The organism is Chitinophagales bacterium, from assembly GCA_013816805.1.
Lineage (GTDB): Bacteria > Bacteroidota > Bacteroidia > Chitinophagales > UBA10324 > MGR-bin340.
The window spans coordinates 181247-196857 of record JACDDS010000007.1 but is presented as its reverse complement, the minus strand read 5'-3'; the positions used below and the strand labels follow the sequence as shown (position 1 = coordinate 196857).

Below are 15611 nucleotides of genomic sequence, written 5' to 3'. Positions count from 1 at the left end.
TCATGATTTTTTACTATTATTATGATGTGGTAAACGCTTTTCGCGTTTTCCACATCCAACAAAAAAAGTCCACTGTCTGTCAGATTAAATAGTAGTGATTACAATTAATGCAAAAATCCGCCACAACGCCAAGCCGCAAAATGCTAGCGGTCATTGTTTAAAGACAGGAAACCATCAAAATATCGACGGGAATTATGCAGGACTTTATTAATCAGGCAAATAAAAACGGAATAGAATTATCAAGAGTTGGTCATTGCCTGCTCAGTAACACTTTTTGCAGAGAGCAAACCTGCTATTATATTTAATTTACCAAGACGGATTTACAAATGTTGGCAGTGGACCGGATAAGGACTTTAAAGTAGTTGACACACTTTACACAGACGATTTTTTCTATTTTAATTTGAGGACAATTTTGAATGGGCAAAAATCACGGCTTGGAAAGGCAGACAAATAGAAGGTTATATTCATAAGAGTAAGAATCAAGAAGTCCTAAAACCTGACAACAAAAAGCAAAAAGAACTCAGGTTAAATCTAAAATTAAAAGCCGCCTCAGTTTTGAGACGGCTTCTTTTTTGTTTTAAAATTTAATTTAAAGTGATTTTTTTAGTTGTAAACTGATTATTATTTGAAACTTTCAGGATATAATTCCCTTTTGATAAAGTACTCAAATCTATTTTCAATTCAGAGGATCCAATACTTGAAGACTCTTCACTAAAAGTGGTGCGTCCTAAAAGGTCAAAGACTTCAATTTTGGCTTTCGTATTTTTAAATTCAGGTATAGATATCATTATTTTTCCTGCGCTTGGATTAGGATAAATCAGTAAATCAAAATTTGAAAAATTACTATTCGTTGCCAATGTATAATTCACATAATCATCTAAAACCTGGCCTCTGATTTCACCGTCCGGGAAAGCGTTATTTTGAACGTCTAAATACACACTGTCGGCAGAAAATTGAGCGGAATTGATACTTAGAAAAGGAATGCTGTCCGAACTTTTCCAAAAACCATTTGCGGAGACATTATTTCCAACAACACTCATTGCCGATCCCATATGATAAATTACCGATCCATTTTGTCCAACAACATTATTTTTGAAATGACCATCAGTAGGTGTAGTACTCAAATTTCCTGCAACCCAGTTATAATGGGCATTCTCGTCATCCCGACTTATTGACACAATTCCAGAGCCATAGGCCGCGCTTGTAACTGCCGGCACCACTTGTTGTCCTTCGAGATTTATGGTAAAGCCTTCGCGGGCATATCTCACGATTTGCGCTCTGATTTCACCTTGAGGATAATCGGCAGTATGGATCAGGAGTGTTAATTTACTCGTTAAAAGATAGTCTTTGTTTATTTCGCTAATATCAGTTTTTGTTCCTTTGATTCTATTACCATTAATAGTAGAAGTAAAGTCTACCTGATACGAGGAACTATTATAAGGTTGACCAAATTCTCCTATATGCAAATGACAATAATCTATTGATGAGGGCACACCGTCAACAACAATATCATAATACATGGTTGCTAAATCCGGGCTAAAACGAATTACACAAACTCCTTGAGCTGGAGTTGTAACCGGAGGAACCATTTGTGCGCCATCTAAAATACCATCAAACATAAGCCCTTTGTAATTGACCAATTGGGACCTCAGTTCCCCCGTAGGATTCTCAGCTGTTGTAATATTTAAATAAATTTCTCCAATCAGTAAATTACCCAGCATGGATGCAGGTGGAATGAGGCTTCCCGTAATTACATTGCCATTGATGAAAGAAGATAAATCGGCTACTTCTTCACCAACCATTCCTATTGTTCCTGAATATAATTTTGCACTGGTAACGGCTCCCGTCAAACCCTGGCAAATTACTTTAAAATCTAATTTACTGTTATCCAAAGACAAACCAAATGATCCTAAACCATAAGCGCCACTTACCATTATCATAGGAATTGTTTCCATAGCATTTAAATCGGTTACAAAATTCAAATCAGTTTCCAGTTTTATCTGTCCACGAATTTCTCCCGTAGGATTGCTGACGGTTTTTACAAGAACATACAAATCATCGTTGAAATATTTTGCTAAGTTAGCCGTAACATCCGTTCCCGTGATTGTGGTAGCAATTCTATTGCCTAAAATAAATGGTGTCAAATCCAGAAACAATGTACCATTAGTCCCTTCGGCTCCCTGATAAATACTCACATTGACGGGAGCACCGCTTAACATCGCAAAGCTAATATTAACAGAAATAGCGTTTCTGGTTTTGTTGAGCATAAAACTACCAATTCCTTTAGCTGAAGTTGAAACTGTGGGAATTGCCTGCATGCCATCGATGGTTGCGGTAAATAATAAATCTTCCTTAAAAGAAATGGCATTCGATTGAGAAAATGCAAATAATAAAATAGCAATAAGGACTGATTTTTTCATGATTTTCAATATTTAAGTGATTAAGAAAAATCGAATTTAGGTATCTATAAGATTCAAAAAATCAACCGTAGTATGGAATCGATATTTTTGAAGTTAGAAAGTAAAAAACATTGACGAACTCAAAAAAATCCAGTTTCGTCATTGAAACAGCCTGTTCGTCCGGTGGGTTTGCGTGTTATTAATAAAATAATCACTTTTGATTTATAAAGCATTCATGAAAACAGAAAAGTTTAATATCAGCAAAATTCTCATTGAAAACCGTTGGGTTTGGCATTGCTGTTTTTGGATTTTTTATGTTTTATATGTTTTTAGAAATTACTATATAACTGTTTTGTCCTATCCAGCCTATTTAAATTTTATGCTTGTTTCGGATTTGTTTTTCGTTGCATTTGTGTATTCAACTTTGTTTTTATACAAGCAAATGATTATTAAAAACCAATATTTTATATTCTTGGGCGTAGGCACTTTACTTTGGGTATCATTTGTGGTTTTAAGAAGTTTTTTAATGAAAGTAATGATGCAATCAATACCCGATGTTGCGAATTCAAAACTAGACGAGATTATTTTGAGCAATCTTCCAATTTACTTTTTGTTCTATATTTTTGTGGTGGTTTTCAAATATTTGAAAGATAATTTTATCGTCCAATACCAGCAAAATCAGCAACAGAAACTGCAATTGCATTTTGAATTAGAAAATTTAAAAGCACAAATTTCCCCACATTTTTTATTCAATACCATGAATAATTTTTATGGATTAGCAGTAGAGAATTCTAAAAAATTACCTGATTTAATGATTCGCCTTTCGGATTTATTGCGATACTCTTTATATGAAACCCAACAAGAGAAGGTGCCGTTGAAAGACGAGATAGATTATTTGAAAAACTACATAGAATTAGAAAAAATCCGATTAGAATCAAATTTAGACATTCAGTTCATTGTCAATATTAAGGATCCTGAAAAATATCAAATAGCGCCTTTATTGTTTATAATATTCATTGAAAATGCATTCAAGCATGCTAAAAACATAGTAGATGAGCCTGTTTTTATTGCCCTAAGCATTATTGTTTCTGAAGATGGAATTTTAAATCTTACCGTGAAAAATAATTACAATACAAATGCTCAAAACAGTTTCGCCACTGAAAAGGGAATTGGATTAGAAAATGCCAAAAAAAGATTGAGTGTCATTTATCCGAATGAAAAGCATGCTTTAAGCTTTCATCAAGACGAAATGTTCTACAGTGTTGCGCTAAGCATTCATTTAAAGTAATGGAAAACAGTCAAAAATATCGATCTATCATTGTGGATGATGAGCCAATAGCCAGGAAAATCATTGGTGGTTATGTAACACAAATTAAGTTTCTGGAAAATGCGGGGGAATGTAAAAATGCAATCGAAGCTTTGGAGATGATTTCAAGAGATAGCTCGATTCAAGTTATTTTTTTAGATATTAATATGCCCAATCTGACTGGTTTAGCGATGGCCAAAATGGTAAAAAAGGATATTAAAATAATTTTTACAACGGCTTATTCCGAATATGCCGTAGCCAGCTATGAAGTTAATGCGATAGATTATTTGGTAAAACCTTTTTCGTTTGAACGATTTGCAATTGCTGTTTTTAAAGCAATTGATAGTATTAGATTGGCAACAAATTCTTTAAACGAAATCTTCCATCAGGATAAAACGATTTATATTAAATCTGAAGGAATGAGTTATCCCGTAGTGTTGAGTGATATCCAATATTGTGAAGCAATGAAAAACTATACTAAGGTAATTTTGAGTAATGGCAAAGTTCTTAAACCATTGGTTGCCTTCTCTAAAATGGAACAAGAGTTACTTAAAGAGAGCGATGATTTTTTACGGGTGCATCGGTCTTTTTTAATTTCCAGAAAACATATAACGGCTGTCAAAAACACTACCGTAATGGTTGGTAAATCAGAAGTGCCAGTTGGTTTGCAATTTAGAGAGGCTTTTTTACAGTCAATAGGCAAAAATAAGTTTAAGAGCATTATCAGTGACACAGAAGACACCAAAATCGGAAATTGAAAGGGCACTAAAAATTAAAAAAGGAATATGAAACAGAAAAGTAATTTAAAATCGTTCGACCAATTTGTTGAAGAACAATACGGTAAAAAAGGAACTCCAACCATGACAAGTTTGAAAAGTATTTGAATCTTTTAAACCAGGGTTTCTTATCCAGCAGGCCCGGTTCGAAAAGGGAATGATCCAAGAAGAACTAGTAGAGAAGTGTGGAACAAATAACGGATACATTTCAAAAATCGAGAACAATATAAAAGAAGTTCGTATTTCGACACTACAAAAAATTGTTAAACTCGGTCTTGGCAGACATTTGGAGTTATCAGTAAAATTTTGAGGAATTGGAACTGACCGAAGAAATAAAAACTGCAAACAGCAAATCAAATGGGCACAGTCCAACCCCATTTTCTCAGACTTACTTTCACGGTACAAAGACTGACCTAAAGGGTGGGGACTTTATTAAAGTTGGTTATAACTCCAACTTTGGACAAAGAAAAAATGCGAAATATATTTTCCTGACAGCGACATTAGATGCAGCTATCTGGGGTGCTGAACTCGCCTTTGGGGATGGACGTGAAAGAATTTATTTAGTGGAACCAACCGGACCTATTGCGGATGACCCTGATTTGACTGATAAAAAATTCCCAGGTAATCCAACAAAATCTTATCGTTCAATTCATCCATTTAAAGTTGTTGGAGAAATTACAATTTGGCAAGGACATCCAGCAGAACAAGTTAAAGCAATGAAAGACGCATTAGCTAAACTTAAAAAACAAGGAATTAATTCGTTAAATGAATCGTAAAAATCTCTCGGAAGGAAATAGCGGGTAAAGCACTTTCCTTTTAGTTTTGTATTGGATTCATGAATAAAAAAAACTGGTAATTAAATGGCCGTAGCCTCTTCTGCAACTTGGCAACCTAAATCAAAACAGGAATTATCTAACAATTAAAAACAATCAAAATGAATATCTTAAAAGATGAAAACTACAGAACAAAATTTACTGGGTAAGTTTGATTTACAAAATCAAAATAGATATTTTGGTGGACGGCCAACATTAAAGAACGATGCAACCAAAATCGTAATGAGTTTTAATGTAGAAGCTCATCCAAATGAAATTGCAACAGTTATTTTAAAACAAATTGAAACAATTTAATAGGGAATGTTTATTGCAACAAAGGGTTAGAAAAAGAATTTTTTGCCCAAGCCATACAAAATATTTCAGCTATATTGATGGAAAAACATGGGATACTAAAATTTATAAATAATGAATTAATTTATAGTTTACAACAAAAACATATTTTCTAAGGCCTAATTTATTTAATTCAACCTATGAGGCAGCTTGTGGCTTTATTATTGGCAATAGAATCTCCATTAAACAGAAATAATATTATACATAAATTAAAATTAGAATGTGGCGAAAGAGTAGAAATTGAAAACGAAGAATTTTTTACATTTCCCAAACCAACTTTTTTTTGTGTCCGTGCCGAGTCACTCTGTTAAGCCATGTGTGGAGCGAGGACTCAGCGTTGCTTTATAGTCATCGGCATAAAGATAATGTGAAAGGTTAATCCGGTCTCTTTCGTTAAATTCATAAAAACGAGCCGATGAGTGAGGATAATCGAGAAACGTATTTTGCCAAACTCCATTTTCCGGAAACCGGGTTATTATACATGTAGTTCAGTTTCTATTGTAAGCCGAGTCCTCGCTCCGCTTTATTCTCGGTTAAGTGACCGGTAAACACAGAAGGCTCACAGAGTAACCCGGCGGACATAATTGACCAAATAATTCGATAATGATCGGTCATGATAACAAAAGCGTAAACGGTGATTCCTATTTAACGTTATTAACCATCGCCATTCATCTACAATAGTTTGTTTACATTCATCATAAGCATGCAAAGTGATGCCAATTGAGAATAGTAGGATAAAAAAAGTAGTGCTTAACTGCTAACATGACCTCCATTATGGACGGCATGCAAAGACAGTGTATTCAAAAGGATTAAAAGAATAAAGGTAATTATTCATCATTACATTGCTCCCATGAAAACAAGACTTCTGGTTGTAGTATTGCTCGTCCTGGTGGTACCATGTTTTTCCCAAAAACACGGGCAGGGAAAGATTGATTCCCTGGTTACTCTTTTAAAAACAACCACTCAGGACACCGCAAAGATAAAAGCACTCAATGCGATTGCTTATGAATACAGGAGCAATGACCCTGATACAGCAATATATTTTGCCAATGAAGCTCTTGCATTGGCAACAAAGACAAATGATAAAACAGGAATGGTCTACGCTTATATATATAAAGGTATTGCAACAGCGAATCTTGGAAAATACGGAGAAGCTTTGAAAAATGACACAGACGCGTTGAAGATATGCGATCAGCTATCCGGTTCAGAAAAAGCAACTGACAAATCTAAAATCCAGAACCTAAAAGCCTGGGCTTACAGCAGCATCGCAAATATTTATGATGAACAGGGCAACTATACTGAAGCATTGAAAAATAATTTTGCGGCCTTAAAAATCAGGGAAGAAACCAAAAATAAAGTGGGTGCCACCGCTTCATATAATAATATAGGGAATATTTATGCCACCCAGGGCAATTACCCGGAAGCATTAAAAAACTTTTTTGCTGCTTTGAAAATTAAGGAAGAAACCGGGGACAAAAAAAGCATCGCTAATTCTTACAATAATATTGGAAGCACTTATTATAATCACGGCGATTATCCCCAGGCTTTGAAATACCATTTAGCAGCTTTAAAAATGCGGCAGGAAGTAGGTGATAAAAGAGGTATCGCTTCTTCTTACAACAACATCGGGATTATTCATGATGACCAGGCAAACTATCCCGAAGCATTGAAATACCAATTTGATGCTTTAAAGATTCAGGAGGAGATCGGGGATCAGCAAGGCATTACTTTTTCCTTTGACAATATCGGACTCGTTTACATGCATGAAAATAATTACGATAAGGCATTAAATTATTTTTTAGATTATTTAAAGAGCAGTGAGAAAATCGAAGATAACAGCGGCATTGCGGACGCTTATATCGAGATAGGAAATATATATACAAAACAGGAAAAAAACAGTGATGCTTCTCTTTATTTGAATAAAGGCTTATTGCTTTCAAAAAAAATTGGCAGCCCTGATTATATTAAAAACGGTTATGGTGGTTTGGCTAGGTTAGACAGTGCGCAAGGCAATTTTAAACAGGCTCTGGAACACTATAAGTTGTACATTAATTACCGTGATAGTCTATTCAATGAAGAAAACACTAAGAAATTAGTGCAATCGCAAATGCAATATGACTTCGATAAAAAAGAATCATTGGCGAAAGCCGAACAGGAAAAAAAAGATGCGATAGCTCTGAAAGAATTACAGAGACAAAAACTGGTTCGTAACGGATTCGTCAGTGGCTTTGCAGTTGTGCTGCTCTTTGCTGGAGTATTTTTTAAGCAGCGCAACCGGATAGGCAAAGAGAAAAAGAGAAGTGATATAGAAAGAAAGCGCAGCGAAGAGCTTTTGCTCAATATTCTTCCCTGTGAAGTTGCAGAAGAATTAAAACAAACCGGACAATGCCAGGCAAAAACATACAGTATGGTTACGGTAATGTTTGCTGATTTTAAAGATTTTACCAGTGTAAGCGAAAGGGTAAGTGCCGAACTGCTGGTGGATGAAATTAATTTTTGCTTTAGTGCCTTTGATAATATTCTTCAGAAACACAAGGTGGAAAAAATTAAGACGGTGGGTGATTCATATATGTGTGCCAGTGGTTTACCGGTATTAAATTATACCCATGCCTTTGATGTAGTAACTGCGGCCATTGAAATCAGAAACTTTATCCTCAACCGCCAAAAAGAAAAGGAAGCAAAAGGAGAAATCCCGTTTCAAATAAGAATTGGCATTCACACCGGGCCTGTCGTGGCAGGAATTGTAGGTGTGAAAAAATTTGCCTACGACATTTGGGGCGATACCGTAAACATGGCTTCAAGAATGGAAAGCAGCGGTGAAGCCGGAAAAGTAAACATCAGCGGAATGACCTATGAACTGGTGAAAGATAAATTCAGCTGCAGACACAGAGGAAAAATTCAGGCGAAGAATAAGGGTGAGATTGATATGTACTTTGTGGAAAGCATTATCTAGCTAGATTACATACCCACCAGCGCGCGAATGCAGCAAAGCTCTGCGCTCAGCGTTCGCGAGCTTAACAATTCAGGATATAACAATACTATTAATAACTTTTTTACCTGTGATTTTATGGTGTAACATTCTTTAGGATCAAAAGAGGGTTCAAATAACTCGTGCTTTTTACCTTTTAACTTTTCTGCCAGTGCTCCGTTTTCATACTGTGTTCTAGCAATGCTGCTTCATTTCTCTTCTATAATTCATCTACTATATAATAGGCCATAAACCTTACGAATACAAACGAATACTTTGCTGTGAGGAGCGAGGACTCGGCGTTGTTTTATATTCATCCGCATAAGATAATGTGAAAAGTTAATCCGGTTCCTTTTGGTTTAATTCATAAAAACGAGCTGATGCGTGAGGATAATCCATAAACGTCCTTGCCAAACTCCATTTTCCCTAAACCGGTTATTATGCATGAGCAAGCAGCAGAGCAGGATACGGCGGTGCTTCCAATAAAAACATGATAGACTTACTTCCTGCTGCTTCCTAAATATTTGAGAATAAAATTTCATTCATCATTAATCAGGTAAATGCCTTGCTCACCAGTAGCATAATATTTTGCAAAACTATGTATATAATCAACCGGATTTTCTACAAGTTCTATATCACTGCATGGGTAATTGATCAGAATCACATTGATACAAGCCACATAATTAAATGAAACTATTTGTTTATTTTATTAATTATTTTTAACATAGAATACTATTCATACAAACTAAAAAATACAATCATGAAACGTTACATTTTTTACCATTTTTTATTCTGCTCTGCTGCACTAATAGGTGTTGTAAGTTGCAATAGCCAGAATAAACCTGTTAACAATAAAAACAATTCCACCACATCAAATAAAGTAAAAACCACATCCTCAAATTATACTGAAGGAAAAGATTATGTTGAATTCACAAGAGCCCGTGTCTTGGACAAAGTAGGATTCAGCCAGCCAGTAGAAGCCTTCAGCCTTTTAATACCAAAGACCTGGAAGCTTGATGGGGACATTATGTGGACTCCGCCAGGCACTCCATGTGCCGGCAACAACCTAAGAGTAAAGGCAACTTCACCGGATGGCAAATTCATCTTTGAGATGTTACCTAATATAGCATGGAATTTTGACCCTCAACTAGGCCCTCCGAATCAATCGCAGGGAAACTCAGAGTTCTGCTCATATGGCGCGCCAATGAATGCAGAAACTTATTTTAAAAATGTTTTTGCACGGAAAGAACTGGGAAATCCAGAGGTGATTAGTGTAAATGCAAATCCTGGAGGAGTGCAATCAATCGAGGAAAATAATGCAAAAAGCAGGCAGGAACTGATGGGATATGGGGCCAGCCAGGTAAACTATTATACAAGTGCCATAACTGCCAATGTAAAATGGACAAACGGGACTGAAGGTATAGTACTGTGCGGAATAAATATTCTTGAAGGGACTATTCCCAACATTTATAATGGCAGCAGTAGCAAAATTTTTACAACTTCCGCCTCTGAACGGTCAGTTTTTGTATTTCCTGCAGGTGAACGTGATAAGGCAACGAATATGCTGAGTGTAATTATGGGCAGTATAAGAACCAATACCGCCTGGAAAAAAACAGTTGATGAGTTCTGGCTTGGGGTAAGGGAGCAAAGCAACATTGCACATATTGGCAGAATTAAAATGAATGATGACCTAACCCGTCAGATGGGTGATAATGCCATAAAAAAAGGACAGCAGAACATAAGTAATATGGATGCAAATATGCGTAGTTGGGAAGCTTCGCAACAATCAGGCGATCGTATACATACCAATTTTGTAAAAGCCATTCGTGAGGTGGAAAATTACCGTGATGAAACCGGTAAGATAGAATTAAGTTCAGGCTATGATCATGCATGGAGCAGGAGCGATGGAAGTAGCTTTATCATGAGCAATAATTCAAGTTTTGACCCTTCGTCTGTTTTTGTTGATCAAAGTTGGAAAGAAATGCAGAAGGTGGAGTAAGGAGAATATAATCCAGACAAAATATACCTAATTCAGCGCTATAATGAGATCATATAACATCTCGAATATTTAAGATTTAGTGATGACCAAAAAATTGATAGGGATGTGAAACTCCGGCAATTCCACTTGGTTATTTATGAAATTACCGATGGCAAAGTGAATAGTTTATTTTGTATTTAATGGATATAAATCCAAATAAAAAAGCTGATAGGTCGTAATAAATATTATTCGTACAGCTTTTGTTTATGTTCGGAGTAGAATAATTTTCGTTTAGATTTAGGTAATACTTTCATCGTTACTTCACTGCCATCAGCTGCATACGTTTGTTGATAAACAGCAAAGCTGGTGTTCTTTCCTTTTGTATCTAACTCTTTGTTAAACAACTTTGCATACTTCACTACTTCATTTACCAGCTTTGTAATTTTCGCTGCAGGTATTTTCCCTATCATGCTTAAGGGATGAATGCCGGCCCTGTACAGCGCCTCATTCCTTATTTTATTACCAACACCTGAAAATATTTTTTGATCCATCAATACATCATCAATCGTTTTATCTGCTTTTTTCTTTAATTAAATTTTTATATAATCTGCATCAAAATCTTTACTGAGAATATCTACCCGCCAGTCATACACTTCTTCCGGCGAAGCCTTTAATTTTTCGGCTCCTACCACGTATCCATTTATTTCATCTTTTGCAAACTCAAGAAAAAATGAGCGGTTAATTTTTTTACGTTCATTAATGATTACCTCGCCAAACAAGCCTAAATGCACTCTTACTGTTCCGTTTGGAAAAACTAAAAGCAAATGCTTTCCCCAGGTACTGATATCCAAAAGTCTTTTTCCATTGATCCATTTGGTTGGCATTGGACCATAGCCACCGGCCTTCTTCACAATTTTATTTTTAAAAGGCAGCAACTCGCTTCTTAAATGAAGTATAGACGGACCTTCGGGCATACTTAAATTTCTAGTTTAAAATTTAGCTGAATTAATCAGCAAGTTTTAAAAAATATACATGGAATATTTTCTTAAAACAATTTAGAATCGAATAATACATAAATTTTTATCACCGGTCTAAAACCTATCATTGCAATGAACAATTTATAAATCACCCTGTTTAAAAATAATACCCGCTAAAAAGCATATTATTTCGCCCTGTATCGGTGTCCTCGCCGTCCACAACTCTACCAATCAGTACCATGAACCCTATCCTTATTTTGATAAGTTAATTCAAAGAACCTGTAATTATTTTTTAAAGACATCATTAAAAGCAGCGCTTTCCAACAAATGGTAGTTGCAGTAAAGAAATCATTCATAAGTTAAGGGTTGTTTAAGTGATCTGCAAAGAAGTCGACCACGGACAAAGAAGGCAAGTGCACGCGAAGATTCACATGCTTTTTCACCTGACATTTGAATCTTTAAAAAAATCATTACCAATGAACTGGAGAGCACACATATCATCTGACCCTGAATTATGTTTGGAAAAATGGTGATTAAAGATACCAGTAGAATTAATTTTGGAAAAGCTTGCTGAAGATTATTCTTTTGAAGAATTAAAGCAGGCATACCCACAAATAACTGTTGCAGAAAGAATTCTTGTTCAACTAAGAGTGATTAGACTATCAGTTTATGCGATGGCTGAAATCAGCCCTCATTAAACAATAAATCAGTTTTATCAATTGCCTACGAAAACCAGGCATTATCAGTTACAGGAAGATAAGACTTTGGAGAATTAGGTTCCGCCTGCAATCCCCTCAGCATTGCCTACTAATAAAAATTGAAAAAGCAGAATTTAAAATATCCTTTGTAGTCCTTGCCATCCGACAACATTATAAGAAGATGATCAATAGATTTTCTGTTATTAATAATAACAAGGCTACAATTAAAGAATAAAAAAGCGAATGCAATTTTTGTCTGTCGTCTGGAAAACTCGGACATCAGCCAGTCCACTTATAAAAATATCTGTGATTATCACCATTCTCCATTAAATAATAAAGGGTAGCTTGAGCAGCCACCCTTTTTAATATTATGACACTTCGTTTCTTGCCGATGCAGATCCTTCTGTAGCACGCGCTTTTTCATCGCTGATAGATCAGCTGCCGCTGCAAGGTTTTGTTATTCACAGTTACACGCACCGAATACATGCCTTCTGCTAACGTGTTATCCAGTTTCATTTCATCAAACAAGACTCCATGCGCAAAAGGACTATTGTTGGATTTTACCAATCTTCCCAAAGCGTCATAGACCTGCACAATAGCAATTTCATTCACGTCTTCGTTTAATTGCAGGTTCATAATAAAATTGCCAGAGGTAGGATTGGGATAAAGTTCGAGTAATGCATTACCTGTAGTCAATTCCTTATCAGCCACCGCATCGGGTTGCTCCGGTTTGAAAGAAAATGAACCTTTAGAATAAATGTTTCCGGTAGCATCAATGGTTAAGGAGTTGTTTATATTCTGACCTGATGTGGCTATATTATTACACCAGATAAAATTGCCTGAAGGATCTAATTTTAAAATAAATATATCCCCCACAGAATAAGAATTACGTTTTAAATCCGAGAATTTTGCCTGATCGAAATCCGAAGTTTCTCCCAGGGGAGACGTGACGTACGCTCTTCCCGCGTCATCAGAACGGCTTGCAATGAATCGTCCATTCATTACTGAGCTTAATGCTATGTCTTTAACCCAGATTAAATGGCCCAAGGCATCTGATTTTTGAATGAACATGTCATTTGCGGCCTCAGATGTTAAATAAAAACTTCCCGGTCCCGGATCAAAATCTACTCTTCCTGAGAAGCTTCCCATCCTGTAAACATTTCCGGAGGCATATGCAACTGCAGTATAGTCTTTATCAGATCTGTTGACATCCACATATCTCTCTCCCCTATTCCCCTGCCAGGCGGGTGATTGTGCAATAGTGGTGTGCCATAAGAAAAGAGCACCAACTATTGTGTAAAAAAATTTAGTTTTCATTATTTAGGTTTTTTACATGTTAGTAAAAAATAGATGATAAATGATCTTCACTTATCTCTGAAAGACCTCATTTTAAAGTGTCCTCATAGCGGCATCCGCTGCCACTGCAAGTTCCATTGCAGCCGAAAAGAATTCCTGGCTTTGTCCTTTGAACAACCCTGTATTTGTAAGAGATGTAACCGTAGCTACCGCGCCGGCATTGACCGTAAGGGTGGGTCGTACCACGGAGGCATTACGCAATGAGGTATCGATGAATTTACAAGGATGCGGGATATGGTGCGCTCCAATGTTGTTTTCTTCCACATCCGGAAATACTAATCCATGTCCGGAGATTTCAGGAAGGCCTTCAAGAGACTGATGGAATGCTGCGAAGTGATACGCTTCTCCTGGCCCAATACCGGTGAGGATGCGAAGCACATCGAGATCGGTTGCTTTAGGGATAAAGCTCGGATAGAGACTTGTTCCGCCCTGCTCTATATAGCAAAAATGAAACGCGGCCGAGTTAGCGATGAGCTGTATTTCCTTATCTGAATAGTTCCTGTCATCGACCGGAATCAGCGGCACATTCTTGATGTCAACAAACTGCGGATACGTATCACCAAAATCCGGGTTTCCCGTGTCGCGATAACGAAGATAAAAGCTCGTATCAACGCTGGTTTTCAAAAGATTGGTGAGCCTGCCTTTATTCTTAGCGCCCTTCGCCGTACTGCTTGGCAGTGTACGGAAGGGATCGAGGTTAACCGGTGCAAAACCATTGGCTTCCAGAAATGAGTTGATGAATTTTGCGTGACTCCGTTCGTTGTCGGTGACGTCACATATGTAGATAACCATTTCATCTTCTATCGTACTAAGGGCATCCCCGTAAGGCTTATTGCCTGCGGCTAATTCACAATACTGCTCCCACAGGTCAGTTTCAATTAATTCGGCCGCGGCAAGGAACGAGAGGATGTCCACATCTCCCTGTGTTATTCCTGATGATTTAAAAGAACGTGCAAAGGCAGATAAACCTGTCAATGAGCTCAGTCCCAGTCCGGCCCCTGCAAGCGCCGAGCGCTGAAGGAAAGAACGACGGGAATGCTTGGATTTAGTTTCATTTAATTTTTTTTCTTGAAACCTGTTGTCTAATTTGTTTGTCATCATTTTAATTTTTTAGGTTAAAAAATTATTTTTTACTTTTTTTATTATTTTAGTTAATCCTGGTTTCTTCGTCTTATTTTGATTATAAATGTATGATAATATAAGTTTAATAAGTTCATCTATATATAAAATTTAATATTAAACGAACTTACCTTAAACAAAGAAATATTTGGATTAAACATTTCGGATCGGGCATATTTACCACTCCAATAGGTAGAATTTATATTTAAACCGGTGCAATGCCTTGCTGCTTTAGTTCCCAGGCCTTAAAGAGACATTTCACTGCCAATCTGATATCTGAATAGTTGAATCTGAAGCCGTCACCTTAAATTCCTACAGAAACTTCAGCTGGTATTTTACTATCCATGTCTTAAGTTGCTTGCAGTAAACCTGTGATACCGCCTTTAAATATCTTCCGTACGATATGGTTCTTCTACACGATTTACCGCTTCGCTTTAATTCTTTAACCCTGATTTCCGGTGCCGGTGATCATTCAAAAACGCAGTTGTCTTTGTATTCAGGATTTACTAAATTAGGTTAATCTTTCCATCTTTATCTTTTGCGATAAGTTTAAAATAACTGGTAAATTTTATGACCAACGACATTTTAACAATAATCGCCAATGTTGCGCTTACATTATCATTTTTAATAGCGCTCGTAATAGGAATTGCACATGTGAGGGCTTCGGCCCGCGACCGCCGTGAGCGTCTTACACTCGATACACTAAACAATTTTTAGACGCGCGAATTTGCAGAACTTATCCTGTATGTTACAAGTACGGATATGCCTGGCACCCGGGAAGAAATGCAGGCACTTCCTGTGAACGACCGGGTGATGCTGATTCAGTTTGCACAACAAATGGAATCGCTTGGCATTATTGTGGCAGAAAAAC

Annotated in this window: 13 protein-coding genes and 1 pseudogene; 9 read left to right on the top strand and 5 right to left on the bottom strand. The window is 36.6% G+C overall.

The features are described from left to right. Positions 1-584: 584 nt before the first annotated feature. A complete protein-coding gene (locus H0W62_08020; GenBank protein MBA3648480.1) occupies positions 585-2429 on the bottom strand; it encodes a CHRD domain-containing protein in 1845 nt (614 codons plus the stop codon). Between the two features lie 205 nt (positions 2430-2634). On the opposite strand from H0W62_08020, the gene H0W62_08015 reads away from it, so the two are divergent. From H0W62_08015 to H0W62_07985, 7 genes and pseudogenes are all read left to right on the top strand, one after another. Further along, entirely contained in the window at positions 2635-3687 is a 1053-nt protein-coding gene (locus tag H0W62_08015; GenBank protein ID MBA3648479.1) for a histidine kinase, read from the top strand. Then, the gene (locus H0W62_08010) at positions 3687-4463 is read left to right on the top strand and encodes a response regulator transcription factor (protein MBA3648478.1); all 777 of its coding nucleotides are present in this window, start codon (positions 3687-3689) and stop codon (positions 4461-4463) included. Before H0W62_08015 ends, H0W62_08010 begins: the two co-directional genes overlap by 1 nt. A 27-nt stretch (positions 4464-4490) precedes the next feature. After that, positions 4491-4791: pseudogene (locus tag H0W62_08005) on the top strand (helix-turn-helix transcriptional regulator). Positions 4792-4813: 22 nt separating this feature from the next. Then, positions 4814-5257, top strand: coding sequence for an NAD(+)--rifampin ADP-ribosyltransferase (gene arr / locus H0W62_08000; GenBank protein MBA3648477.1), 444 nt, complete (start codon positions 4814-4816; stop codon positions 5255-5257). Positions 5258-5431: 174 nt separating this feature from the next. Beyond that, positions 5432-5608, top strand: coding sequence for a hypothetical protein (locus tag H0W62_07995; GenBank protein ID MBA3648476.1), 177 nt, complete (start codon positions 5432-5434; stop codon positions 5606-5608). A gap of 886 nt (positions 5609-6494) precedes the next feature. After that, positions 6495-8597 (top strand): tetratricopeptide repeat protein, encoded by a 2103-nt coding sequence (locus tag H0W62_07990; GenBank protein MBA3648475.1) that lies wholly within the window; start codon positions 6495-6497, stop codon positions 8595-8597. Positions 8598-9372: 775 nt separating this feature from the next. Next, a complete protein-coding gene (locus H0W62_07985) occupies positions 9373-10611 on the top strand; it encodes a hypothetical protein (protein ID MBA3648474.1) in 1239 nt (412 codons plus the stop codon). Positions 10612-10835: 224 nt separating this feature from the next. Here H0W62_07985 and H0W62_07980 read toward each other — a convergent pair whose 3' ends face one another. Then, positions 10836-11141: a hypothetical protein gene (locus tag H0W62_07980; GenBank protein ID MBA3648473.1), complete on the bottom strand. Its 306-nt coding sequence runs from the start codon at positions 11139-11141 to the stop codon at positions 10836-10838. A gap of 39 nt (positions 11142-11180) precedes the next feature. After that, the gene (locus H0W62_07975; GenBank protein MBA3648472.1) at positions 11181-11564 is read right to left on the bottom strand and encodes a hypothetical protein; all 384 of its coding nucleotides are present in this window, start codon (positions 11562-11564) and stop codon (positions 11181-11183) included. Positions 11565-12124: 560 nt separating this feature from the next. Here H0W62_07975 and H0W62_07970 point away from each other — a divergent pair. After that, on the top strand, positions 12125-12265 hold the full coding sequence (locus H0W62_07970; protein MBA3648471.1) for a hypothetical protein: 141 nt from the start codon (positions 12125-12127) through the stop codon (positions 12263-12265). A gap of 420 nt (positions 12266-12685) precedes the next feature. Here the strand turns inward: H0W62_07970 and H0W62_07965 are convergent, their stop codons facing one another. After that, a complete protein-coding gene (locus H0W62_07965) occupies positions 12686-13582 on the bottom strand; it encodes a T9SS type A sorting domain-containing protein (protein MBA3648470.1) in 897 nt (298 codons plus the stop codon). A gap of 72 nt (positions 13583-13654) precedes the next feature. Further along, on the bottom strand, positions 13655-14719 hold the full coding sequence (locus tag H0W62_07960) for a ferritin-like domain-containing protein (GenBank protein ID MBA3648469.1): 1065 nt from the start codon (positions 14717-14719) through the stop codon (positions 13655-13657). A gap of 591 nt (positions 14720-15310) precedes the next feature. On the opposite strand from H0W62_07960, the gene H0W62_07955 reads away from it, so the two are divergent. Continuing rightward, positions 15311-15457: a hypothetical protein gene (locus H0W62_07955; protein ID MBA3648468.1), complete on the top strand. Its 147-nt coding sequence runs from the start codon at positions 15311-15313 to the stop codon at positions 15455-15457. Positions 15458-15611 lie beyond the last annotated feature (154 nt).